The following is a 21860-nucleotide window of genomic DNA, read 5'->3' on the forward strand; positions in this document are numbered from 1 at the left end:
TCTTGTCTCTCTTTTTTATTTTATCTTAAGTTCGTTTACAAACTACACGCCACACAGCCTTGCACTTCAGTTCCTGCAAGGGCTAATTGTCGAAGACGGATGTAGTAAATAGTTTTAATGCCTTTTGTCCACGCATAAATCTGCGCACGGTTAATATCCCGTGTGGTGGCGGTGTCTTTAAAGAATAAAGTTAAAGACAGACCCTGATCCACATGTTCTGTGGCGGCGGCATAGGTGTCGATGATCTTTTCAGGACCAATCTCGTATGCATCTTGATAATATTCCAAGTTGTCATTGGTCATAAAGGGTGCTGGGTAGTACACGCGTCCCACCTTGCCTTCTTTACGAATCTCGATCTTTGAAGCGATAGGGTGAATAGAAGATGTGGAATTGTTGATATAAGAAATAGACCCTGTAGGAGGCACTGCTTGCAAATAACGGTTATAAATCCCGTGGGCCATGACAGACTGTTTTAACTCTTCCCAGTCTTTTTGCGTGGGAATCGTCACCCCTGCATTGTCAAACAAAGCTTTAACTTTTTCAGTTTTGGGCTCCCATTTTTTCTCGGTATACTTATTAAAGAATTCTCCTGAGGCGTATTTTGATTTTTCAAAACCTTTAAAAGTCGATTTCTTTTCTATGGCAATCTGGTTGGATGCGCGAAGGGCATGGTAGGTGATGGTGTAAAAGTACATGCTAGTAAAATCAATGCCTTCAGGGGAGCCGTAAAAAATACGCTCTTTAGCCAAATAACCATGTAAGTTCATTTGTCCTAAACCAATGGCATGCGAGTCGCTATTGCCCTTAGCAATAGAAGGAACGGATTCAATGTCACTCATATCAGATACGGCTGTTAAAGCGCGGATCGCAACCTCTACGGTTTTACCAAAATCTTCAGACTCCATGGTCATGGCAATATTTAAAGATCCAAGGTTACAAGAGATATCGGTCCCCATACTTTCGTAGCTTAAGTCAGCGTTATAAGTGCTCTCTTCAGCCGACTGCAAAATTTCAGAGCACAGGTTGCTCATAGTGACTTTGCCTGAAACAGGGTGAGCACGATTCACATTGTCTTCAAACATGATGTAAGGGTAACCTGATTCAAATTGAATTTCGGCTAGAGTTTGAAAAAACTTTCGGGCGTTGATTTTCTTTTTTCTGATTTTGGGATTGTCCACCATCTCATAGTACTTTTCAGTGATGGAGATTTCAGAAAAGGGCTTTTTGTAGTACTGAGCCACATCATAAGGTGAGAACAAATACATGTCTTCGTTGTCTTTAGCCAATTGGAAAGTGATATCTGGAATCACCACCCCTAAAGATAAAGTTTTAATACGAATCTTCTCGTCGGCGTTTTCTCTTTTGGTGTCTAAGAAGTTCATGATGTCAGGGTGATGGGCATTCAGGTAAACCGCTCCAGCTCCTTGACGTGATCCCAGTTGGTTGGCGTAAGAAAACGCGTCTTCTAGAAGTTTCATAATGGGCACAATACCAGAAGACTGTCCTTCAATACGTTTGATCGGTGCTCCTGTTTCGCGAATGTTTGTCAGCAAGAAGGCTACACCTCCGCCGCGCTTTGAAAGTTGAAGGGCCGAGTTGATGGACCTGCCGATGGATTCCATATTGTCTTCCATGCGAAGTAAAAAACAAGAGACAAGTTCACCACGTTGCTTTTTGCCTGCGTTAAGAAAAGTAGGAGTGGCAGGTTGGAAGCGACCTGCGATCATTTCATCCACCATGTGAGTAGCAAGGGCTTCGTCACCTCTAGCGAGATAAAGTGCAGTCATGACCACGCGGTCTTCGTATCTTTCCAGATAGCGTTTGCCATCAAACGTTTTTAGGGTGTAGCCCGTATAATATTTAAAAGCTCCTAAAAAAGTCTGGAAACGAAATTTCTTTTCGTAGGCATGATCATATAAAGAGGACACAAATTCAAAACTGTATTGATCCAAGACCTCTTTTTCGTAATATCCTTCCGTCACAAGATAGTTAAGTTTTTCTTTAAGGTTATGAAAAAAGACGGTGTTCTGATTGACGTGCTGTAAGAAGTACTGTCTTGCTGCGGCTTTGTCTTTATCAAACTGAATTTGGTTGTTTTCATCATACAGATTAAGCATGGCATTTAAAGCATGATAATCCGTGAGGGCTGACATGGCCTCAGACTTATGAGGTTCTGTGTTTTTAACAGGTGTTACTTCTGGTGCTTTTGCCTTTACAGGGACTTTTTTTGTGGCTTTAGCGTTAGGTTTTGCGACCTTGGTGTCTGTGGACGCCTGAGATGTAGTGGGGGCGTCAGTATGAGCTTGGGGTGGTGCCTGTTCTACAGGGCTATGCGCTCTTGCTTCTGTGTCCATGATTTCCATAATTTTTCTACTCCATTTTTTACATTTATGACATCTTCATCAGTGCCAGCTAATTCAAATCTATATAGGTAAGGAACCTTGCAGCGTGAAGCGATCACATCACCTGCGAAGGCATAAAATTGTCCAAAGTTTCTGTTTCCAGAGGCAATGACTCCTCTGATCCAACGTCTGTTGTTGGGGTTATTCAGAAAGTGAATCACAGGTTTAGGAACGGCCCCTGTTCCGTCGTGTCCCGCATAGGTCGGAACAATCAGAACGTAGGGTGTAGATACTTCTAGCGCGGACTCCACTTGTGCGGAGTTTGCATCTTGTTCAGGTATACGCACCGAAGGCAGTCCCAGTTTAGTGATAAACCGATGGGTGTTCTGCGAACGGCTGGAATAGTAAACAAGTAAAGGTTGTGGGGTCATCGTTTTTGTTCCAAATTAAGGTGATTCAAAATCCTGTCATTAGGGACAGGGCTCTTGGGCCGTGTCCCACGTTGTTAAAAATAATCCAAATTATAGGGATCCGATTTTGTCGGGTCTAAATCCTGACCAATGGTCATCGCCAGCAATGACAACAGGAACTTGTTTATAGCCCAAGTTTCTTACCCTTTGCATGGCCTCATCATCCAAGGTGAGGTCTACAATTTGGAATTTAATGCCTTTTTGTTCAAGGGCTTTATAAGTAGCAACGCATTGAACACAGGCGGGTTGGCTATAAACGATCACAGACATGAAATACTCCTTTGTTGTTATAGTTGTTCTGTTTTGTGTGTGGTCCCTAGTGGGAGGTTGTAAGGGGACATACTCTCTTTTTTAGCCCCTCACACTAGATATGGTATTTCCATTGATTTTTGTGTCAACACCTAGTGTTTTTTGATAGATTTGTAAGCACTAGGATTTTACTAAGTCAAAATCGCGAGTCAAAATTTTGAACATCAGCGGCGACTACTGTCCTGTGAGTAAAGCTATTGTTTTATGTCCACACAATTAGTGATAAAAAAATGCGTTCTAGTACTGGACCTTTTGCGTTTATTTTTTCAAGTAGAGGCTTGACCCTTGATGAAAGTCTAGGAAGCGGGCAATAGGTGCCACTGATCTGAGCAGTTGCAATTTACAATTCAAATTTTTAAGTCAATTTTTTTTATTTTTCTTAGACGCGCAGTCAGCGATAGGCAACTGTTTGATTTCAAAAAGCCATTGGCCAATGACAAACTCATCGCCTGAGAATTGTGTGTGGGCTTCAATGCACTGGCCCTTTTTCAGTTGGTCTTGTTTGTTTCTAAGTTGAAAAGTTTGATGAGTAAGAATTTTTTTACAGTCGCCTTGCTGATCTTTGGCTAAGGCACTAAATAGAACTTTGAGGCTCACATCATGGTAGGTATGAGTGACAGGAAGCTTTGAGTTTTTTAGTAGGACAGGGTCATATTCAAAAACGCGGGTGCTTAAGCCTTCAATTTGACCACGAATTAGGCAAATAGGGCTGGGAAGGGCAGGAGCGGCTTGGGATGGGACTCCCCACAACAGAAACATAAGCAGGCATAAGGATTTTAGGTGTGACATGTTTTGATTGTATAGGTGCATTTGCATTTCTGACTAGGGGGACTGGTCTAAAAACTTTTAAAAATCGTTGCAACTCTTAGGGATTTCGCCTAATTTCTTAGTTCGATTCATCACAAGGCCCTTGTGGCGGAATTGGTAGACGCAGTGGATTCAAAATCCACCGCCTTCACGGGCGTGGGAGTTCAAGTCTCCCCGAGGGCACCAATCGCAAATTCTTGTAGGAATTTGCTCCTGAGCTCGGAGATCAGATATCGGAGCTTAGAGCTCTGAGAGCTAGTCGTGTGCTTACACATCCTTGCTGATGAAGTTGAATGATGGGGCGAGGTGGGTGAGTATGGGTGTTTCAACTACAGAACTCGAGAAAGCGGTTAAGTCTTTAGAAGAAGCTCTTGAGCTTCATCAAAAAGCTGAAACAGACATAGAAAAAAAAGCATTTAGAGATGCTGTGATTCAAAGATTTGAATTTTCTATTGAATTGAGCTGGAAAACCTCGATGAAAATTTTAGGCTCAGCCACTGCGGCAGCCAAACCTGCTATTCGTGAGATGGCTCGTAATAATTTGATTCAAGATCCTGAGTCTTGGCTAAAATTCATAGATGCAAGAAATGAAACCTCTCACACTTATGACGAAGATGTGGCCCAAAAAGTTTATTTGGTAGTTTTAAGCTTTCTGCCTTTTGCCAAAGAGCTTTTACAAAAATTAAAGCAGTCATCATGAAATTTGGACTTAAAGAATCGGATCTTCTATTTTTACAAGAAAACCTGATCCAACCTTTGAAAGGTCAGGGTTTTAAAGTTTATGTTTTTGGATCTCGTGCTACAGGTAAAAATCATCCGTTTTCTGATATTGATATTTTATTAGAGGGAAATGTGAGCAGCGATAAAGATATTATAATTATTCAAATTAAAGAACTGTTTGAGGAATCTAACTTTCCCTATAAAATTGATTTAGTTAAATCTGAAAATCTAGCCCAAAGCTACCGACCCAGTGTTATGAAAGATAGAGTTGAAGTGTAAACATCACTTTAAATGCTCCAAAAGAATCACAGTTTCTTTAAAAAGAAGATCACTTCTTTTTGTGTTCCCACCAAATAGACCTCTTGGTCCTCTTGAGTTCTTAAAGGGTAGACAGCGTGGATACGATCGGCTCTCTTGACCGTTTCACTGTAGTGACCTTGCGGAAGGGTGTTGAGTATAAGCTGCTCTTTTACGGCGAGGGTTTTTCGATCAAGGATAGAAATAGTTTGGTCTTCGCCAGTAATGAAGGTGTCTGAAGTTAAAGGTAGGACATGGTTTTTAAGTTGATCGTTTACAACAGTGCTTTTGCGGTAGTTGTCATTGATGTGGGCAGAAGACCACATTCCTGAGAGCCATCCCACTTCGCTTCCGTCAACTAAACTGAAGTAACTGGGGTGGTTGCCGCTTTCTGTGAGGTAACCTATATCTACTCGAATGTAATGGTCTCCGAGATCAATACTGCGCACATAGTACAGGTTATAAAGCTCAATAGCTTGAGTGACAAATTGGCCTTTAAAAAAATCATAAATTCTTAAGTAGCCATTATCGTTCTCTTGAGGGCCTCGAGATATGTTGGAAAAGATCATATAGAGTCGACCTTCGTGGTCATCTACTTTTAAGATCTGCGCCGATTTTTTTGTTATGTTTTGAACTTCTTTTTGAGCCGCATAAAGCTGTTCTAGAGCTTCTCCAAAAGTAGACACTTGCGTGTCACCGTTTAGCTTAGCCGTTTTAAATCGCTCAAGCATCAAGTCGTCATAATAAAAAATGGGGCTGGAGAAAATGGTTTTGCCATTATCAAAGTATTGTCGTGCATATTTTTGACTGCTGATTTGAGTCAGTGAACTGCCAAAGATTTCCATTTCACCAAAAAGATCTTCTCCCATTCCGCCACCAGACATAAAGCCTAGCATGTTGGAATTATGTGCCTGTTGAATTTGTCTTTCATAGCTGATGATTCCAGCCAAAAGATCTGTGGTTTCTTCTAAATACACTTTAGATTCAAGTTGATAGAGTTCAAAGCTTGGGGCTGAGGCATAAGACTGCGGAAGTGCAAACGCTGTCACTAATAATAAAGTGAAGTGAGTGGTCCATTTTTTCATGATTAACCCCTTTAGTGGAATTGTTAATAGTCCATATCCCACACTCAAAGTAACGGCAACCGTTCTCTTTCCAGAGGAGGTGAATAACGAATAGTTCCAAAGTAAATGCGACGCACCAATAGGGATTGAAGTTTGCTTTGAAAGGACAAACTTAGCATAGTCCTTTTTAAGTTTATGGGGGGCTAAAATGCTGACCTGCCCCCGAAGCATGAACCAAATACTAAGAGACTATCTGCATAGCAAGATCTTCTCTTTTTACCGTAAAAGTTTCAGGAGCTGGGGGCTTATATCCAAGACTACTGTGTGGCCTTACGGTGTTATATTCTACTCGCCATCTTTCAATTAACACTTGAGCTTCTTTTAACGTGTAAAATAATTCTCTACTTAAAAACTCATCCCTTAATCTTCCATTAAATGATTCATTATAACCATTTTTCCACGGACTTCCTGGATGGATATAAAGTGTTTCCACATTGATTATACTTAACCAATTTCTTACAAACTTTGATGTAAATTCAGCTCCGTTATCAGACCTTATATATTCAGGTATTCCTTTGTGGATAAACAACTTTGATATTGTCATCACAACATCCTTGGAGTTAAGCCGCCTTCTAACCCTTATTGCTAAGCACTCCCTTGTAAATTCATCAAGCACAGTCAGCATCCTGATTTTTCTGCCATCATTAGTTTGATCTTCAACAAAATCATAGCTCCAAACATGGTTCCTGTACTCAGGTCTTTTTCTTATGCATGATCCATCGCTAAGCCATAGCCTTGCTCTTTTAGGCTGTTTAACAGGAACCTTAAGACCTTCTTCTCGCCATATCCTATAAACTTTTTTATGATTCACATTAAACCCTTCAAGTCTTAATAATGCCCATACTCTTCTGTAGCCGTACCTTCCATATTTCTTAGCTAGATCAATAACTCTTAATCTAATAAGCTGATCCTCATTGCTTTCTATAAACTCTAATCTTTGTGTAGATCTTGGCTGATTGATTACCCTGCAAGCTCTTCGCTCTGATACTTTAAACTTTTCTATAAAGCGATCTACTGCCTTACGCCGCCTTGCAGGGCTTAGAAGTTTCCCGAAGCTATGCCCTTTAACATCGCATTATCTAGGGCCATATCTGCAACTAACTTCTTAAGCCTTGCATTTTCGCGCTCAAGATCTTTTAGCTTCTTGGCTTGATCTATTTCAAGGCCACCGTATTCTTTGCGCCATCTGTAGTAACTTTGCGGTGATATTTCTAACTGCTTGCAGACTAGCTCTAGCGCTGTGCCTTTTGCTAACATCACTTCTGCTTGACGAAGTTTTGATACGATTTCTTCTGCCTTAACCCTTTTTCCTCGTGGCATCTTCTTTCTCCCATTTTTAAGCCCTAGTTTATCATACTTTTTGGCTCAACTTTTGGGGAGCAGGTCAGATCGCTTAGATATTCCATTTTATGTTTTAAATTGTGAGAGTGAGTTTCAATCTAAAGTGATTGATCCTTTTGTAGAGTCTTACCTTCAGGGCGAGACCCCAATTCCATGTGTGAATTGCAACACCTATTTGAAGTTTGATCAGGACAAAAGGCGAGAAATTAAAAGAAAAACATGACGGCGTATTACTTACGTAAAATCTTTTAAGAAAAACATATAATTTGTGGAAAAAACTAAATATAAGTCCAATTGGAATTGCCGCTTTGTTGTTGATTTGTTTACTAACAACCGTCACAATTTAGAGACAAATAGGTAAATTTAATTATTTTTTAAGGGGGACTATGAAATTTTTTACAACTTTAGCCTTTGCTTTAAGTACTATGACTGGTTTTTTTATTACTAGTGCACAAGCAAATGAAACTAAATCAGAATTTTTCTATCAAGCTGGAGCTGACGAATCTTTTATTCAAGGATCAATTAGACATCATGCCGTTGAACTTGAAAGCATAACAGGAGAAAGCGTTTCAATTAAAGATCTTAATATTAAACTTGCATATGAAATTGGACTATCAGATAGCCTTGCAGCTTATGGTAATATTGGTTATGGCGATTTAGATTTTGCTGGGATTTTGACAGCAAAAGGACTTGATCCTTTCAACTTTGGCGTTAAGTATCAGATGCAAGCAGGCGTAGGACAGTTTTTTGCCAGAGCTAATTTAGGTGTAGGCTTACTAGGTAAGCTTGATTGCGACAATGAATGCAACAGAACTGATGGCAGTATTAATTTAGCATTGCGCGCAGGTTACTTGTGGACCCTTGAAAATGCATTTGTTGGATTAGCCTTAGATTACGGCTTATTTTCAACTGATGGAAAGCTAAAAGGCTCTAATGATGATATTAACAAAAAAGGCAGCGCTATTATTAGTGCTTTTTATGAACGCATAGTTGCAGATATGATTTTTGGTGGTCAGATTAGTTATAGTCACTCAGGAATTGGCGGAACTAACTCCGATACCCCTTTAGCAGGATTCTTTTACGGTGATGACGTAAATGGTTCTACCGATTTCTTGGGGCTAACATTTTATACACGTGTGCCAATGGCTACGGGGTTTTCACTTCTTGGGTCAATCGCTTATGAACGCATACTCGATACAGATGGTGTTGGTATAGACAGCGGTTATGTTTTTGGACTTAATATTGGTGGACGTTATAATTTTTAATCATTACAACAATTGATCTATTAAATAAGTTTATAGATTTAAAAGGGTTAACTAAAGGTTAACTCTTTTTTTATTTTGAAGTGATCTTTTAAAAAGTGCAGGCTGAAAATACAAGACGATTCCAGAAATGCTTAAAAATAAAAGCGACAGGGCCATTGGCAAAGCAATAATATATCTTCCCCAATTTCCAAACCAAAATGTTCCTTCGTGAAGAGATATTAAAAGAGATGATCTAACAACACCAATACCCACAACCTCACCCGTTCCTCCATCAACTTGGATTTGGTAATAGGTCATATGCCTGAGGGCGTGTCTGAATGTATTATTGCTGCCATCCAGAATCTTGATGGCTTATTTGCAAGAGACATAGAAGTTTTAGAGATTTTTACAGCCAAAGAAAATCAGCTACTAGAAGAGCTTAACGTATTAAGAGCGTCGCAACATTTAATATGGACACACGTAGACTCTTTATGCAAAGGCAAGATCCAGCAAGCTCCTCTTTAGTCCTGCACAAATATATTGTCTTAAAGATAGGTGGGCTTCTAAAATAGAGAGATGACAAAGGACAAGGTGGTGGGACCACTGCACAGTATGCCTGTGGATTTACGAAAAGCGATTGCGTCTGTAACAAAGGCGCAAGCGGCATGGAAAGAGATCACGCCCCTTGCCCGTAATGAATGGATATGTTGGGTGACTTCAGCTAAAAAAGCAGAAACACGTCAGAAACGAATTCAAAGGGCATGTGAAGATCTAAGTAAAGGCAAGCGTCGTCCGTGCTGCTGGCCAGGCTGCTTCCATCGCCGTCCCAGTGCTAAGAAATGGTTTAAAACGCCGAACGAATAGCCTCAAGCAACAGCCGTTCGGCTTTGGCTTTACCAAATTCAGGACGATGAATGAGTGCAATCTCATCTTTATAAGTAGGAAGAGAAGTCAGTGGTTTTAATCTTTCTTTTGAAAGTTTAACCGCACGTGCAGGAATAATTCCTTGTCCCAGTCCTTGAGCTGTCAGACGACAGATCAGTTCCAGCCCATCTGTTTCTATTGTTTTCTGAGGTCGACCTTTCCATTTCTTGATAATGGCTTGGGATTGAAACAAGTGCGGATTGTAAATCAAAGTGTCTTCATCAGATTTGCGATTTTCACTGCACCACACAGCAACGGTGTCTATGCTTAGTTTAGAAATCACAAGGTCTGGAACCTGTACAGGATTGATCACCACTCCTAAATCAATGCGACCACGTTGGACCTCGGTTTGAATATTACGAGACAAATCGTGTTTAAGTTCGACCTTAAAATCGGGAGCTGTGGTCTTTAGCTTTGATAAAGCCAGTGGAAGCGTATAAGAGGCCACCGTAATGTGACAACCTAAGGACATAGACTGTTGACCAAAGACGGTCTGTGAACCCTCTTCGGCTTCTAGGTCTTTGACGGTGTAAAGCAGGTCATTCACTTTCGAAAAGAAAAGCCGTCCTCGAGGTGTGAGCTGAATGCCTGAGCGTGAACGATAGAATACGGCTGAACCTAAATCGCTTTCTAGACGCTGGATGGACTCAGAAAGTGCGGGTTGGCTGATGCCTAATTTTCGTGAGGCTTCGCCCATTGTCGAACAACTGGCTGTGGCGGCAAAATTTTCTAAGTCTTTCATTCTATATTTCATAGGTATTTACCTTATTAAATAATAAGTTAATTTGGATTATACGAATAAACTTTATTCTTATATAAATCAAGATACAAAAGACGTTTAATAAAAACGTTCTTAAACTGATGGAGGGGATATGAAAAATAAAATACTTTTGGTGCTTATGGCCTTATCTTTGACGTCTGTGGCTCATGCCGAGATGTCATGTGAACCCACAGGGGTGTCAAATTGGAAAACCGCCAGCGTGGATCACTTGCAAAATGCGGCGACTTGGGTTTGGCATGTGAGAGCTCAAGGGATATTTGTGGTGGCTGATTTGATCTGTGATTTTAGGGAGTGTGTGGGATTTGTAAATGGGATCAAAGCTGAAGGGGCTTTGGAGCAGGATGGTCGTGGGAATGTGGTGTCTGTCACAATTTATGGCGATAGAGCCCTACACACTGTTAAATTCCATTGCACCCCCCAAGAATAGTTGGTATAGCCTCCCAAAGGGGGTTCTATGAAAGCATTAGGAACAAGCGTTTTAAGCGCAATCGTTGTTTTGTGGTCTTCATCTGTATTTGCAAATACTTATGTGAGATGTGGTCAATCTGTCGACTGGGATAACTGGGAAGTTGAAGGATACGAATTAGAGCTTTCAACTGAAGGTGCTGATGACTACAGTGGTCCAGTAGGGACAAACTGGAATATGAAATTAGGAAGCCTAGATGCCGAGTGGCTTAATCCTAATCCCAACATCACGGCTAAAAATTATAAAGTAGATGGTGACACCATCGTAGAAATTCAGATCGTGATGGGCAAATCAATGAGCGGTCCTGTAGGGACACGATACGTTCTGACTGGACTGTATGACGATAGCCCTCGCCTTGAAAAGTTCACTATGGGTGGATTTGCAGGTTCAGTAAAAACAGGAACATTCGAGTGCTTTACGGGGCACGACTAAAATTTTTTTTATTAAACACAAAACAAAAAAGGCTCCTTTTCAGGAGTCTTTTTTATACCCAGATTATGGGGTAAGATTTATTTACACTTGTAATAAGCGCAAAATCTAACCTGCATTTAGTCTACGGTATATGAAGAGTTGGAGTCTTCATACGATCGTGGTCGGAAAGGCTCTTCATTGATGCTTTTAAGTAAAGATTCAATTTCTTCATTATAATTATCATCAAAGTCTTCGTCTTTAGGTCTTTCGCCATACTCTTCATTGTAAACTCGAGAGATATTTTTGATATCGATACAGTTTTTGCCTTGTTTATTGATGTACTTGTACATTTGCCTTTTTAACTCAATGTCTTCTTGTTTATGAGCAAGTTCTTTGATTTTTTTCATGAGAAGAATTTGGCCTTTACAATCTAAAAACTTTAAATTGTGCGAAACTTGTAAATCATCATCTTTTAATAACTCTAAAATTTGATCTTGCACGCTTTGACCTTTGTAGCCCATGTTGATCAGCCAGTCGTGGTAACTTTGGTTGTCAAAATTTTGCGCCAAACTTATATTTGATAAGGCAAATATAAAAGTAAAAAGTACGTATTTCATGATTCCCCCAATAAAAACTTTCATCTATAAAATGCAGATAAGATGCCAGCTTTAAAGATATATATTGGATTTGAAAAAAAAATAGATAGACTTATAGAACAGATGTTCATGATTTAAACAGGGCAGTTTCCCTGAAAATTTTCAGGATAGCTGTTTTAGGCCAGCTGTATTTTGTATAATTTTTCAGAGATTTTATACTTGTATGACTTTTCAGAGCTGTTTTATTTTGAGACAAAGGTCTTTGGGTGTTTTCCTCAAAAGGAGTGGTATGTATAAGCCGATTTTGCTTCTGTTAATCTCAAATATATTTATGACTATTGCTTGGTATGGTCATCTTAAAAACTTTAACCATAAACCCTTATGGTTTGTGATCATCATTAGTTGGGGAATTGCATTTTTTGAATACTGTTTTCAGGTTCCAGGGAATCGTTTGGGCTTTCAGCATTTCACTTTACCTCAACTTAAAGTGATCCAAGAGGTCTTAACCATGGCGGTCTTTGCGGGGTTTTGTCTTTTGTATATGAAAGTTCCCTTAACTAAAAACTTTTTAATGGCCTCAGTGTGTCTAGTTTTAGCAGCCTTTTTTATCTTTCGAGATATGCCTAAAGCTTAAAGTATGTGGGAGCCTAATTGGCAATAACTGTCTGGGTGTTTAGGATTTCGGCAGTATAGGTATGTGGGTTAAAAGCTAGAGGCAAACCAAAGGGACCTATTTTTGCAACTTCTGAAGAATAAGGAGTTGTTATGTATAAGCTTGTGTCAAAAGCCTTGAAAGATGAAGCCCCGTCTTTATTTTTGAAAAAAATGAATTTTATATTTACGGCTCTCTGTTGTTTTTTTCTAAACATAAACAGTCATGCACAAGCTCAAAGTACCCCTCTTACTATTTCTAAAACCATCTATGGTGCTGGTGAAATTCTGATCCCCTGCCAGTTAGAGGGAATGGATCAATCGTGTAAGTTAGATATGGGGGCTCCATTTTCTGTATTTTCAGTCGAAGAAACTAAAGACTTAAATGTGATCAATCAAATTGATTATGTCGGTGTAAGTGGAATCTCTGCAAAATGTAATGTTGTGACATCAACTAACCCAGTGAGCTTTGGACCTGTATCTGTGAAGGATTCCTTGTTTTTAAATTGTCCTCAGCGGGTGAGCAGAAACCATCTTCTAGGTTTAAACCATTTAATGACCCGTCCTTTTAAAATAGATTTCCAAGAACAGACCTTTTCAATTTTTGAAGGGACTGAGGTTCTAAACCATGAGTACCAAGTGGATAGCAGTGGACATGTATTTGTTAAGATTAAATTGATCAAAGCAAACCAGGAGGTCGAAGTGAGGGCCATGTTGGATACGGGTGCAGGACTCACCATTGTTAGCGGTCATCTAGTCGAAAGCCTTCCTCAATTCTTTACGTCTTTGGGTACAAGTCACAACGATGTGAAAGACACGAATTCCAATGTTATTCAAAATAAAATGGTTTTTATCAGTACTATAGAGATCGATCAAAAAAGAATAGCTATACCCTATTCGATGGTTATGGATTTTACGGACCTTAAAAAATCCATTGGTTTTGATGTAGATATGATCATTGGGCTTAATGTTTTAAGAGAGCTTAAGACTTTATCTATTAACCCCTCTAATGCAACTTGGTCAGTTCAATAAACATGTCTTACCTTGCCACTTGTTATAAAGTCCTTATATCTTACTAAAGACCAGTCTCGAAATGAGACGGTCATTGTCTCATTTCGCAACTATTGAGATTTAAAAAAACTTTTCGCTTTATGGTCTTGTGCCCCAAGATTAAATTCTTATATTCTAGAATATAGAGGGGAGAGAAGTTATGTTATTTAAAGTCCTTTTTCTGTTTAGTTTTTCTTTTGCGGCCCTAACTCCATCTGATGAAATAAGTGTTGGTGATGGCGTAAATACAAATATTAGTGGTGGTATTGTTCAGCGTGCATGCGTGGAAAACGACTCCTTTATTGCACTTAATAGAGACACGACCATTGATGGAAAAAGTTATAAATACGGAACTGAAATTTATTTTGATGATCAAGGGAATGCCTTTATATATCAAGGTGATTCTGATGATGTGGTTCCTGTAAACTGGAAACCAAATCAAGTGAACTGTAAGCAGATCACAGTGTTGCCTTATGATCGTGAAACAGGCGAGATCGGAGAGTACAATATCCCTATTGACTTTGAGCTTGCTGGGAAAAGGACCAAACCTAAAAAAAGAGGTGGAACCACTTACTGCTACCGTGGTGTTAAAGCTGTGGTGAATGGCAATAAATCTTATGCTAATGGAAGATTGAGATTAAGTGGTGTTGCTGCGTATATGGCTAACAGTCAGTTGGCTAAATCAGGTTTAAAGAAATATTCAAGTTATCAATCTGCACCTAAGGGTTCGATTTGTGTTTTTAATAAAGGTGGTAAAGTCACCAGTTCTGGTGGTCACAAATATGGACACATCGGTATTAAAGGTCGTCGTGGTGTGATTGACCCCATGGTGGGTTTTAATTTGAAAAGACCATTCTTAGGCTGTTACGGACCTGGAAGTAAATGATTTGCTTGGCAATGATCATATGCGCTTAGCCTTTTACATTACAATCATTCTTGGATTTAGTATGTCTGTGGCCGCTCAAGACGAGCTGGCTCCAGGCTTAGGTGATGATGTCAAACCTACTACGTTTTATGATAAGCATGGGAATGTCTTACCAGATGACCCTAATCATCCTGATGTACACTGGCCTATAGTGGGCAAAGAGGGAAATGCAGCTTGGCGTGGGGTAGGGCGGTTGGACAATGGCGATGGTGGGTGTACCACTACAGTATTTCAAATTCCTCAGTGCAATGACCCCACTAAAAATGCTCAAGCGATCACAAACGGACATTGTGTAAAAACTAATGCGATGAGTGTCACCTTTGATATGTTTCATAATATGGACCCCAAGTCGAGAGTAAAGGCCACGGTGTCTAAGCCATTGTACTCTACGCGCAACCGCTCAGACATTGCCATTTTAGAATTAAATACGTCCTATCAAGCGTTAAGCGACAAGGGGATTGAAGCTAAACGAATTTCTAAAACTCCTTTGCAAAAAGATAAAAAGTACGACTTGGTAAGTATCCCTTCTCAAGGGATAAACCCTGTACTTCGCAGTGGAGAGTGCAATATGGGGCCCAGTGTACCTTTAATGACGGGCGCATTTGTATGGGGGAACGCTGTAGAGTTTTCTGGCTGTTCAGCCACAGGCGGGGCTTCGGGCTCAGGTTTATTCAGAAACGATGAGTTGGTAGGGATTTTAAACTCAGGAAATGTTTTGGCAGACAGTCAGCGCCCAGAGCCTTGTGAAATGGGCACCTGTGTTTACAATGAGACAGGACAGGCCGAGCACAAAATGAAGAACTTTGGTTTTGATGTTTCGGGTTTACATAAGTGTTATAAGAACTGTACTTTGGATACAAAGTTAGAAGGGTGCCCGCTTCCTGATCCCGACACAGAATTTCAAATTCGAGCTGATCATCCCGATTCAAATGGAAACTGGACAAGTTCATTGGATCGAAAATTTATCATAAATTCTCCGTACAGAAATTATAAAGTAAAAGTATGTTCTCCAGGAACATCTTGTAATTGTAACGATCCTTCAGGATACGGCCCACCCAAAGAAAAAACCTTACCTCAAACTTCCACGCGCTATTTTACTCCCTCATCTTATTTGCCAAACGTACCCACAGATGCAAAAAGAGGCGAAAAATCTAAGCTTTATCTTTTTTGTTTTCGCGGCGTAAAGCCCGACGGCAACTTGGATGATACCAAAAACATAACAAGTTACCCCATACATCATTATCTTGCTGATAGACAGGGTGGCATTCCCATAAGACCTGGCGGCAACATCCCAGGCCTTCCCTCACGCAAAAACAAATAAGCAGTGTGAGGTCTACGCCTTGTGACCTGCCCCCGAAGTATGAACCAAATACTAAGAGACTATCTCATAGCTATGATCTATCCCCATCGACAAAGCCAGTATCTTTCTGAGTGACAACGCATTAACAAGCGGTCTGTTTATTCATTCTTCTCCTAGCAAATTCTCTTGGTGTCAAGTTGCCTATTGATGAATGAGGTCTCCAATTGTTATATTCTATACGCCATCTTTCCGCCTTTCTTTGGAAGTCCTCAAGGCTTGAAAAGAGATTTGCATTTAAAAACTCATCCCTAAGTCTACCGTTAAACGATTCTATGTGCCCATTTTCTGTAGGCTTTCCAGGTCTAATAAAATGTAACTTTACTTCATTTATATAAGCCCACTGATCAAGTTTTTTTGATGTAAATTCACTCCCATTGTCTACACATATAACCTCTGGAATTCCTCTGAAAATTTTTAAACGCTCTAGTGTTTCTATAACCTGTTCTGATTTAAGGCCATACCCAGAATCAATTGCTAGGCTTTCTCGACTCAACTTATCAACTATGGTTAACATCCGTATCTTACGGCCATCAATCAACTGGTCATGCACAAAATCCATTGTCCAAACTTGATTAAGATTGGTCGGGGTAGGAGGTGTAACTCTTAGCTCAGTTGTAAATTTTCTGCGACGAACTTTCTTGGTGCGTACCCATAACTGCTCTTCCTTATAAATCCTATGAACCCTTTTGTGATTAACCTTCCAGCCTTCACGCCTAAGTAAGACATGTATGCGTGGACAGCCATAACGTGGCCTTGATTGCGCTATGCTGATGATCTTTTCCCGAACTGCACGATCATCTCTAGGGTGGTTCTTATAGTCATATGTTGACCGAGCCAGACGCAATAACCTGCAAACTCTACGATGGCTCACGCGAAAATTCTTGACCAACCACTGACCAAGATCGCGTCTCTTAGCAGGTTTTAGAGCTTTTTTTGAACCACCTCTTGGAGCATTTGTTTATCCAGCATGAGGTCTGCTACTAGGTTCTTTAAACGACGAATCTCGTCTTCTTGCTGTTTTAGCTTGCGTAGCTCACTTATCCCTAACCCTGCATACTTCTTCTTCCATGTATAAAAAGTTTGCTCGGTTATTCCTAGGCTACGACAAACTTCCTTGGCTCGTTCGCCAGACTCGGCTCTGCGAAGGGCGTGCACGATCTGTTCTTCTGTGTATCTTGTTTTTTTCATTTATCCTCCTTAGGGCTTTAAGGACCACTTGTCACGACGCTTCTAAAGATACCCATGGCCTTCTTTTTGGGGAGGAGGTCAGCTAGTGCTGCTCGAAGATATATCGCAAATTCTATTTAAGTTTTAAACTTCTAAGAGCTTACAAACTCAAAACGTAAAGGGGAGTGTCTCATTTTTGGAATGGGTCGGGTGGTGCCTTTTTTGCAAGTGATAGTGGAACACAAAGACTCATATTGGGGGTATGTATGAGACATTTGGCGTTTAACCTAATGTATTTGATCTTAGGACAGATTTTAGTTGTTAATGCTTGGGCACTTGATCCGAATGCGTGTAAGAATCCGACTAAGGATGGCTATACTGTGCAAAATGTGAACAGCAAAGATCCTATCAGTTTGATGTCTCATTCTGATGCAGTTAAACTTTTTAATGAGCTTAAGAATCCAAAATATAAAATTCCATATTTGAATGCCAATAACAATTGTGATGCTCGAGGGCACCAGATTTCTCAAATTTTAAAAAGCAAATATAATATTTCTACCATTAAAATTTTTGTTGAAGCTGTAAATGAAGTCCATTACGGCGCGGGAGCCCCATCTTTTATGCGTGATGATTTTGTAGATGATGGTTCACGTGTTGTATTAGACGCCAAAGATATTTTAGGAAACTATCACACATGGAGCTACCACACCGCTCCTGCCGTATGTGTAAGAAAAAATGGCAAAGATGAACTGTACGTCTTTGATCTCTCTTTATTCTCTGAACCTGTTCCCTATAACACATGGAAAAATAAAATGACTGACGGATTGTCACCATCAGCCTACGAAGTTTCAAGCACAAACATGTACTCTATGATGAGACAAGGCCCCGATCAACCTGCAAAAACTCAATTTGAAAATTGGGAAACCTCAATGATGAAAGATGCTCTAAGTAAGGACTGGAGCGGTCACCAAAGACTTCTAAGACAACACCCCACAGCCTCAAGTCCCACCCATCAAACCACCATCAACTAAACTCAGACTCTTTGCACTTTCGGAAAGGGTTTTGGAATTTAAAATATAATTCTAGATATACTTTCAAATGGCCCCAGACGATTGCGGGTGCAAAGCGTCTTCGGCACGCGTTACCCTCTGGGCCCTTTCGGCCCCACAGGCCAACGCGTGTCGGATACGCATTGCTCGCCTCGGAGGGACCATTTGAAAGTATATCTAGAATTATATTTTAAATTCCAAAACCCTTTCCGAAAGTGCAAAGAGTCTGAGTTTATAAATATGAATTAGTTTACTGGTCTTTGGTCTTAAAAGATATTGCTTAACAGAGAGTTGATTTGACCCCAGTGATGAATGCTCTGATCCTTTAATTAGAAACTCTTATATGTCGGAAATAAGGTTCGACGTTTCTACAAGCCACCATAAAAGGCTGACTAAGAGGGGTTAGATGATTTGTGTTCAAAAGTTTTGTCGTGTCGCTAGTAGTGTATTCTTTAGTTTATTCCTTATTCTCCCACAAATTTCACAAGCTTTTCCTTTGATTCCTGATCGGGATATGACTCCTGGGCATATTTGTGAAGTCAGTGATCCTGATTTTAAAGAGTACCGTTATTACGAGCAAATTCCTTATTGTTATAGAAATGTAAGTAGCTCTCGAAAAAAACAGATTTATGCTAAATATCGAATCCCTAAATCTTGCCAACATAGATATACCATTGATCATCTGATCCCCTTATCTATCGGGGGAAGCAATACAGATGAAAATTTATGGCCTGAACATGTGTTAGTGAAGGCCACCAGAGCCAATCTTGAAAATCAAATTTATTGGTCGTTACGACGAGGTGAGATCACACAAGAAGAAGCAGTTGAGACTGTTTTGCTTGAAAAGAACAATGTAGTTCAGGTGCTCCAGTCTCACAATTTTAAAAGCGGCTGCGATATCCCCACGCTATAAATAATCCGCCAAAGCTTTTGGGCAAGGCTTTTGCAAATTCCAAAAGCTGATATTGCTATAATGGGGATGTGACTTTTAATTTGCAGTAGAAGATGGGCCCGTATCCTTTGATGTGAGGTAGGATCATTTGTCCATAAGTTGTGGGGCAGGAGCCTAGTTCGTCAAAAGAGGGTGCGGGTATAAGTTCTACGTGGTCTTTTTTCTTTTTTAAAAACTTAGCGATCACATCGTCATTTTCGATGGGATTGATGCTGCATGTGGAATACACAATATGGGCGTCAGCTTGTGCACATAAAAGGGCGGCACATAGGAGTGTGTACTGTTTCTGTGCCAGACGTTTACTGGTCTTTAAGTTCCATCCCTCTGTATTGTTCTGATGGATATGATGTCTTTCAGAAGAGCAAGGGACATCCACTAAGATTTTAGAAAAGCTTTGGGGAAAATAAAACCCAAACTTGGTTCCGTCTTTATTAAGCACTTTGTAAGTGGCGAGGTGGTCTTTGGGTGTGTACTGCTTTAGAACTTTTCTTAAGCGATGCGACCGACTTTCTGAAGAGTCATTGCATATCATTGAGCCTTCTTGGCCTAGCTGACTCAAAATGCCCAAAGACTTCCCGCCAGGAGCCGCACAAAGATCTAAAACTTGATCTGAAGGTTCTATGTTTAAAGCCATTACAGGAGCCAGAGATGCGGGATCAAGGATGTAGTTTTGAATGTGACCATCAGCGTGGCGTAAGCTGGCTTGTTGATGATCTGTAAACGCGTAATGATCTAAATTTTTTAAAATCTGCAACAGCGATAAAAAGGACGGGTTGATCGAAGCCGTGTGTGAATCTTTGGGAGCTGATGCAGCTGTGGTTGCTGTCTGTGAGATCGTAAATGATTCAGAAGGGGACTGGGTTTCAAATGCCGAAAAGCAAATTTGCCTTTCCTCGGCTTGCAGGCTTTGATAAAGCTCATTCCACTTATCGGAGTATAATTCTGAAAAATATCGTTCAAATTCGTTCATGCTGTAAAGAAGGGTTTAAGTTTATCTAGGGCTTCGGTTTTACTTAAATGCAGTTTTAACTTTTTTAGACGGCCACTTTGTCCTTTCAGAAGTTCTACTTGTGATTTGCTTAACTCAAAGAACTGGGCCAAAAAAGCAATCACCTCTTTATTGGCTTGTCCCTCCACAGGAAGGGCTTTAATTCGTAATTTAAGATGCTCGCCATAACGCCCTGACCACTCTGATTTGCTCGCACCTGGTTGAACGTAAAGACTTAAGGTCACAGCAGTTGAACCTTCTTCTTTTAAAAAAGTATCAATGTTTGTGGTGGTCATTTTGATGTGTGGAAGAGAGTGACATTAAAAGAATCCCAGAAGTCAAATCGGTTGAGATCACTTCGACTTGGGGAACATGTAGAGCCTTCATAAACCCTAAGACCAATGCCAAATTAGTGACATCAGTTTCGGGATAAGCACTAGCCAGTTGATCATCATTAAAATGTGCTCTGCTTAGTAAAGTCTTTTTGAGATCATCTTGAGAAAAACTAAAAGCAGAAGATTCTATATCTTTCTGATCTGACTTTACTCCTTTTGCAGTTTGAGAAGATGAGCGGTGTGCAACGTGGGGCGTATCTTTTGTTGCTAACACTTGAGTTTTGATGGACTTACTGTGTACACCACCAATTCCAACCACCAATTTTTTATTTAATTCCTCTTTAATTTTTGCAGGGACCTGTTTGTGAGCGAAGTTTTCGGCGATAAGCGTTGCTTCTGTGGCTAACTTTTTCCCTAGTGGATTTGGCGATTTTGCTGTTGCCACAGCTTTTTGTTTTTTCAAGATTTGATCTTTAAAGCTTACCGAAGCCATTTGACCCATATAAAAGAGGTAGTGGCCGCTCGGATCATAGGAGATCATTTGCATGCTTCCGCCACCGATATCCCAAACCACCACTTCGTGAACGGACTTTTCGCTAGAAGCGATAGCGGCCCAAAATCCTAGTTGAGCTTCTTCTTGTTGATCTATAATTCGAATAGGAATAGATGTCGTTTCTGACAGAGTTTTTATAAATTGCGTTCCATTGGTGGCTTGTCGGAACACTTCAGTAGCCACGGCCTCATAATGTAAGACTTTAAATCTTTTATTTGTAATCTTCCATTGATTGAGTGTTTGGATGCTTTCGTTAAGCATAGCTTCTGGCAGGGCCCCTTTGTGAGTCTTTAAAGCTTCTTTGAATTTGAGACTAGTTGCCTCTTGATGAAGAATCTTTTCGATTTTATGGATGCAGGTGTTCACTGTGGCCACAAGAATCTTACTAGACCCTGAACCAATATCAATGGTGGCTCGATTTTCCAAACAGCTGTCTTGAGCATTGGAATGCAGAAGGCTGCAGCCCCCGAGAAGAATAAAAGTGGTGAGCAAGCAAAATCTTGGGCTTAAGCAAGTAATAAGGTGTCTCATTTTCTACCTTCATCGTGATTAAAATTGTATCAGTTGGACCTAGGTGTTTTTTAATGAGAAAAAATTGTGAAGTCACCCATTTTATTGTATTATATGTGCTGTGAAGGGTTTAAGATTGCGAATGTTTGTGGCTTTAGGATTTCTGTGGGCATGTTTTTTTGCCAACGTCACCATTTGCGCGTCTTGGCTTGAGCTTCAGAAGTCAGTTGTAGCGGACTTAGCTCAAGGCCAGAACAACCTTGCTTCTATCTTAATAGATGAAGCTTCCCCTGAACCTATCACCGAAGAAGAAACTAATAATACAAGTGTGTCATCTAATGTGGAAGAAGAAGATCAACATTGTGATTCTGCATTTGATTTTATGCACTTAAAACAAATGTCTAAAACGCGGTATTTGACCGCCCAAATTTCCCCTTCATATTCCGAGATTATTTTACCACCTCCAGAACGTTCATAATAAATAAAGC

General features: G+C 40.2%; 28 protein-coding genes, 1 tRNA gene and 1 riboswitch. Of the genes, 16 read left to right on the forward strand and 13 right to left on the reverse strand.

Features of this window, described 5'->3' with window-relative positions; translation table 11 throughout:
• Positions 1-35 precede the first annotated feature (35 nt).
• The 4 genes from nrdE to M9899_06610 form a co-directional block, all read right to left on the reverse strand.
• Entirely contained in the window at positions 36-2363 is a 2328-nt protein-coding gene (gene nrdE, locus M9899_06595; protein ID MCO5113826.1) for a class 1b ribonucleoside-diphosphate reductase subunit alpha, read from the reverse strand.
• A complete protein-coding gene (gene nrdI / locus M9899_06600; GenBank protein MCO5113827.1) occupies positions 2321-2773 on the reverse strand; it encodes a class Ib ribonucleoside-diphosphate reductase assembly flavoprotein NrdI in 453 nt (150 codons plus the stop codon). Before nrdI ends, nrdE begins: the two co-directional genes overlap by 43 nt.
• 90 nt (positions 2774-2863) lie before the next feature.
• Entirely contained in the window at positions 2864-3082 is a 219-nt protein-coding gene (gene nrdH, locus M9899_06605; GenBank protein ID MCO5113828.1) for a glutaredoxin-like protein NrdH, read from the reverse strand.
• Positions 3083-3481: 399 nt separating this feature from the next.
• Complete coding sequence (locus tag M9899_06610; GenBank protein ID MCO5113829.1) at positions 3482-3880, reverse strand: hypothetical protein; 399 nt, start codon at positions 3878-3880, stop codon at positions 3482-3484.
• 147 nt (positions 3881-4027) lie between these two features.
• Here M9899_06610 and M9899_06615 point away from each other — a divergent pair.
• The 3 genes from M9899_06615 to M9899_06625 all read left to right on the forward strand — a co-directional run bounded on the left by M9899_06615 (position 4028) and on the right by M9899_06625 (position 4927).
• A tRNA-Leu gene (locus tag M9899_06615) sits at positions 4028-4114 on the forward strand.
• Between the two features lie 130 nt (positions 4115-4244).
• Positions 4245-4628: a nucleotidyltransferase substrate binding protein gene (locus M9899_06620; protein MCO5113830.1), complete on the forward strand. Its 384-nt coding sequence runs from the start codon at positions 4245-4247 to the stop codon at positions 4626-4628.
• Positions 4625-4927, forward strand: a complete 303-nt coding sequence (locus tag M9899_06625) for a nucleotidyltransferase domain-containing protein (protein ID MCO5113831.1) — start codon at positions 4625-4627, stop codon at positions 4925-4927. Before M9899_06620 ends, M9899_06625 begins: the two co-directional genes overlap by 4 nt.
• Before the next feature lie 26 nt (positions 4928-4953).
• Here the strand turns inward: M9899_06625 and M9899_06630 are convergent, their stop codons facing one another.
• Both M9899_06630 and M9899_06635 read right to left on the reverse strand, forming a co-directional pair.
• Positions 4954-6030, reverse strand: coding sequence for a hypothetical protein (locus M9899_06630; GenBank protein ID MCO5113832.1), 1077 nt, complete (start codon positions 6028-6030; stop codon positions 4954-4956).
• Positions 6031-6250: 220 nt separating this feature from the next.
• A protein-coding gene (locus tag M9899_06635) for an IS3 family transposase (GenBank protein MCO5113833.1) occupies positions 6251-7389 on the reverse strand; the annotation gives its coding sequence in 2 pieces (ribosomal slippage) (positions 6251-7122 and positions 7122-7389; 1140 coding nt in all).
• 124 nt (positions 7390-7513) lie between these two features.
• On the opposite strand from M9899_06635, the gene M9899_06640 reads away from it, so the two are divergent.
• Together M9899_06640 and M9899_06645 are read left to right on the forward strand one after the other, a co-directional pair.
• The gene (locus M9899_06640; GenBank protein MCO5113834.1) at positions 7514-7633 is read left to right on the forward strand and encodes a hypothetical protein; all 120 of its coding nucleotides are present in this window, start codon (positions 7514-7516) and stop codon (positions 7631-7633) included.
• Positions 7634-7796: 163 nt separating this feature from the next.
• On the forward strand, positions 7797-8675 hold the full coding sequence (locus M9899_06645; protein MCO5113835.1) for a hypothetical protein: 879 nt from the start codon (positions 7797-7799) through the stop codon (positions 8673-8675).
• Positions 8676-8726: 51 nt separating this feature from the next.
• Here M9899_06645 and M9899_06650 read toward each other — a convergent pair whose 3' ends face one another.
• Positions 8727-8927, reverse strand: coding sequence for a PepSY domain-containing protein (locus M9899_06650; GenBank protein MCO5113836.1), 201 nt, complete (start codon positions 8925-8927; stop codon positions 8727-8729).
• Between the two features lie 57 nt (positions 8928-8984).
• Between M9899_06650 and M9899_06655 the strand changes: the two genes are divergently transcribed.
• Together M9899_06655 and M9899_06660 are read left to right on the forward strand one after the other, a co-directional pair.
• Positions 8985-9179: a hypothetical protein gene (locus M9899_06655; GenBank protein ID MCO5113837.1), complete on the forward strand. Its 195-nt coding sequence runs from the start codon at positions 8985-8987 to the stop codon at positions 9177-9179.
• Positions 9180-9230: 51 nt separating this feature from the next.
• The gene (locus M9899_06660; protein MCO5113838.1) at positions 9231-9518 is read left to right on the forward strand and encodes a YdeI/OmpD-associated family protein; all 288 of its coding nucleotides are present in this window, start codon (positions 9231-9233) and stop codon (positions 9516-9518) included.
• On the opposite strand, the gene M9899_06665 is transcribed toward M9899_06660, so the two are convergent.
• On the reverse strand, positions 9499-10332 hold the full coding sequence (locus M9899_06665) for a LysR family transcriptional regulator (protein ID MCO5113839.1): 834 nt from the start codon (positions 10330-10332) through the stop codon (positions 9499-9501). The genes M9899_06660 and M9899_06665 overlap by 20 nt on opposite strands.
• A gap of 118 nt (positions 10333-10450) precedes the next feature.
• Here M9899_06665 and M9899_06670 point away from each other — a divergent pair, with 118 nt between their 5' ends.
• A complete protein-coding gene (locus tag M9899_06670) occupies positions 10451-10786 on the forward strand; it encodes a hypothetical protein (protein MCO5113840.1) in 336 nt (111 codons plus the stop codon).
• 27 nt (positions 10787-10813) lie between these two features.
• Positions 10814-11257, forward strand: coding sequence for a hypothetical protein (locus M9899_06675; GenBank protein MCO5113841.1), 444 nt, complete (start codon positions 10814-10816; stop codon positions 11255-11257).
• A 116-nt stretch (positions 11258-11373) separates the two neighbouring features.
• Here the strand turns inward: M9899_06675 and M9899_06680 are convergent, their stop codons facing one another.
• The gene (locus M9899_06680) at positions 11374-11853 is read right to left on the reverse strand and encodes a hypothetical protein (protein ID MCO5113842.1); all 480 of its coding nucleotides are present in this window, start codon (positions 11851-11853) and stop codon (positions 11374-11376) included.
• Positions 11854-12121: 268 nt separating this feature from the next.
• Here M9899_06680 and M9899_06685 point away from each other — a divergent pair, with 268 nt between their 5' ends.
• From M9899_06685 to M9899_06700, 4 genes are all read left to right on the forward strand, one after another.
• Positions 12122-12466: a DMT family protein gene (locus M9899_06685; GenBank protein ID MCO5113843.1), complete on the forward strand. Its 345-nt coding sequence runs from the start codon at positions 12122-12124 to the stop codon at positions 12464-12466.
• A 131-nt stretch (positions 12467-12597) separates the two neighbouring features.
• Positions 12598-13515 carry a hypothetical protein gene (locus M9899_06690; GenBank protein MCO5113844.1) on the forward strand — a complete coding sequence of 306 codons (918 nt, stop codon included), beginning with the start codon at positions 12598-12600 and terminating at the stop codon, positions 13513-13515.
• A gap of 178 nt (positions 13516-13693) precedes the next feature.
• Entirely contained in the window at positions 13694-14419 is a 726-nt protein-coding gene (locus tag M9899_06695) for a hypothetical protein (protein ID MCO5113845.1), read from the forward strand.
• A 61-nt stretch (positions 14420-14480) separates the two neighbouring features.
• Positions 14481-15779, forward strand: a complete 1299-nt coding sequence (locus M9899_06700; protein ID MCO5113846.1) for a hypothetical protein — start codon at positions 14481-14483, stop codon at positions 15777-15779.
• Positions 15780-15900: 121 nt separating this feature from the next.
• Here the strand turns inward: M9899_06700 and M9899_06705 are convergent.
• Positions 15901-17006, reverse strand: a protein-coding gene (locus tag M9899_06705) for an IS3 family transposase (GenBank protein ID MCO5113847.1) whose coding sequence is annotated in 2 segments (ribosomal slippage) — positions 15901-16745 and positions 16745-17006 — 1107 coding nt in all. Because the reading frame shifts where the segments join, the coding sequence is not laid out codon by codon here.
• Positions 17007-17251: 245 nt separating this feature from the next.
• On the opposite strand from M9899_06705, the gene M9899_06710 reads away from it, so the two are divergent.
• Both M9899_06710 and M9899_06715 read left to right on the forward strand, forming a co-directional pair.
• Positions 17252-18016 carry a protein-glutamine glutaminase family protein gene (locus M9899_06710; protein MCO5113848.1) on the forward strand — a complete coding sequence of 255 codons (765 nt, stop codon included), beginning with the start codon at positions 17252-17254 and terminating at the stop codon, positions 18014-18016.
• A gap of 335 nt (positions 18017-18351) precedes the next feature.
• Positions 18352-18449: riboswitch (purine riboswitch) on the forward strand.
• Complete coding sequence (locus tag M9899_06715) at positions 18441-18947, forward strand: HNH endonuclease (GenBank protein MCO5113849.1); 507 nt, start codon at positions 18441-18443, stop codon at positions 18945-18947. (Overlaps the previous riboswitch by 9 nt.)
• A 55-nt stretch (positions 18948-19002) precedes the next feature.
• Here M9899_06715 and M9899_06720 read toward each other — a convergent pair whose 3' ends face one another.
• From M9899_06720 to M9899_06730, 3 genes are read right to left on the reverse strand one after another with little or no spacing between them, the layout of a single operon-like run.
• Positions 19003-19956: an RsmB/NOP family class I SAM-dependent RNA methyltransferase gene (locus tag M9899_06720; protein ID MCO5113850.1), complete on the reverse strand. Its 954-nt coding sequence runs from the start codon at positions 19954-19956 to the stop codon at positions 19003-19005.
• The gene (locus tag M9899_06725; protein ID MCO5113851.1) at positions 19953-20270 is read right to left on the reverse strand and encodes a DUF167 domain-containing protein; all 318 of its coding nucleotides are present in this window, start codon (positions 20268-20270) and stop codon (positions 19953-19955) included. Before M9899_06725 ends, M9899_06720 begins: the two co-directional genes overlap by 4 nt.
• A complete protein-coding gene (locus M9899_06730; GenBank protein MCO5113852.1) occupies positions 20251-21393 on the reverse strand; it encodes a hypothetical protein in 1143 nt (380 codons plus the stop codon). The genes M9899_06725 and M9899_06730 overlap by 20 nt, the downstream gene beginning before the upstream one ends.
• Before the next feature lie 121 nt (positions 21394-21514).
• Here M9899_06730 and M9899_06735 point away from each other — a divergent pair, with 121 nt between their 5' ends.
• The gene (locus M9899_06735) at positions 21515-21850 is read left to right on the forward strand and encodes a hypothetical protein (GenBank protein ID MCO5113853.1); all 336 of its coding nucleotides are present in this window, start codon (positions 21515-21517) and stop codon (positions 21848-21850) included.
• The last annotated feature ends 10 nt before the right edge of the window (positions 21851-21860 follow it).

It is taken from the genome of Pseudobdellovibrionaceae bacterium, assembly GCA_023954155.1.
Taxonomy (GTDB): domain Bacteria; phylum Bdellovibrionota; class Bdellovibrionia; order Bdellovibrionales; family UBA1609; genus JAMLIO01.

Bases quoted from the DNA above. Each gene is read 5' to 3' on its own strand.
- M9899_06710 (MCO5113848.1), top strand. From the start codon at position 17,252: ATGAGACATTTGGCGTTTAACCTAATGTATTTGATCTTAGGACAGATT.
- M9899_06700 (MCO5113846.1), top strand. From the start codon at position 14,481: ATGTCTGTGGCCGCTCAAGACGAGCTGGCTCCAGGCTTAGGTGATGAT.
- M9899_06670 (MCO5113840.1), top strand. From the start codon at position 10,451: ATGAAAAATAAAATACTTTTGGTGCTTATGGCCTTATCTTTGACGTCT.
- M9899_06680 (MCO5113842.1), bottom strand. From the start codon at position 11,853: ATGAAATACGTACTTTTTACTTTTATATTTGCCTTATCAAATATAAGT.
- nrdI (MCO5113827.1), bottom strand. From the start codon at position 2,773: ATGACCCCACAACCTTTACTTGTTTACTATTCCAGCCGTTCGCAGAAC.
- nrdE (MCO5113826.1), bottom strand. From the start codon at position 2,363: ATGGAAATCATGGACACAGAAGCAAGAGCGCATAGCCCTGTAGAACAG.
- M9899_06675 (MCO5113841.1), top strand. From the start codon at position 10,814: ATGAAAGCATTAGGAACAAGCGTTTTAAGCGCAATCGTTGTTTTGTGG.
- M9899_06660 (MCO5113838.1), top strand. From the start codon at position 9,231: ATGACAAAGGACAAGGTGGTGGGACCACTGCACAGTATGCCTGTGGAT.
- nrdH (MCO5113828.1), bottom strand. From the start codon at position 3,082: ATGTCTGTGATCGTTTATAGCCAACCCGCCTGTGTTCAATGCGTTGCT.
- M9899_06625 (MCO5113831.1), top strand. From the start codon at position 4,625: ATGAAATTTGGACTTAAAGAATCGGATCTTCTATTTTTACAAGAAAAC.
- M9899_06720 (MCO5113850.1), bottom strand. From the start codon at position 19,956: ATGAACGAATTTGAACGATATTTTTCAGAATTATACTCCGATAAGTGG.
- M9899_06690 (MCO5113844.1), top strand. From the start codon at position 12,598: ATGTATAAGCTTGTGTCAAAAGCCTTGAAAGATGAAGCCCCGTCTTTA.
- M9899_06725 (MCO5113851.1), bottom strand. From the start codon at position 20,270: ATGACCACCACAAACATTGATACTTTTTTAAAAGAAGAAGGTTCAACT.
- M9899_06630 (MCO5113832.1), bottom strand. From the start codon at position 6,030: ATGAAAAAATGGACCACTCACTTCACTTTATTATTAGTGACAGCGTTT.
- M9899_06695 (MCO5113845.1), top strand. From the start codon at position 13,694: ATGTTATTTAAAGTCCTTTTTCTGTTTAGTTTTTCTTTTGCGGCCCTA.
- M9899_06620 (MCO5113830.1), top strand. From the start codon at position 4,245: ATGGGTGTTTCAACTACAGAACTCGAGAAAGCGGTTAAGTCTTTAGAA.
- M9899_06735 (MCO5113853.1), top strand. From the start codon at position 21,515: ATGTTTGTGGCTTTAGGATTTCTGTGGGCATGTTTTTTTGCCAACGTC.
- M9899_06665 (MCO5113839.1), bottom strand. From the start codon at position 10,332: ATGAAATATAGAATGAAAGACTTAGAAAATTTTGCCGCCACAGCCAGT.
- M9899_06685 (MCO5113843.1), top strand. From the start codon at position 12,122: ATGTATAAGCCGATTTTGCTTCTGTTAATCTCAAATATATTTATGACT.
- M9899_06610 (MCO5113829.1), bottom strand. From the start codon at position 3,880: ATGTTTCTGTTGTGGGGAGTCCCATCCCAAGCCGCTCCTGCCCTTCCC.
- M9899_06730 (MCO5113852.1), bottom strand. From the start codon at position 21,393: ATGAGACACCTTATTACTTGCTTAAGCCCAAGATTTTGCTTGCTCACC.
- M9899_06715 (MCO5113849.1), top strand. From the start codon at position 18,441: ATGATTTGTGTTCAAAAGTTTTGTCGTGTCGCTAGTAGTGTATTCTTT.
- M9899_06645 (MCO5113835.1), top strand. From the start codon at position 7,797: ATGAAATTTTTTACAACTTTAGCCTTTGCTTTAAGTACTATGACTGGT.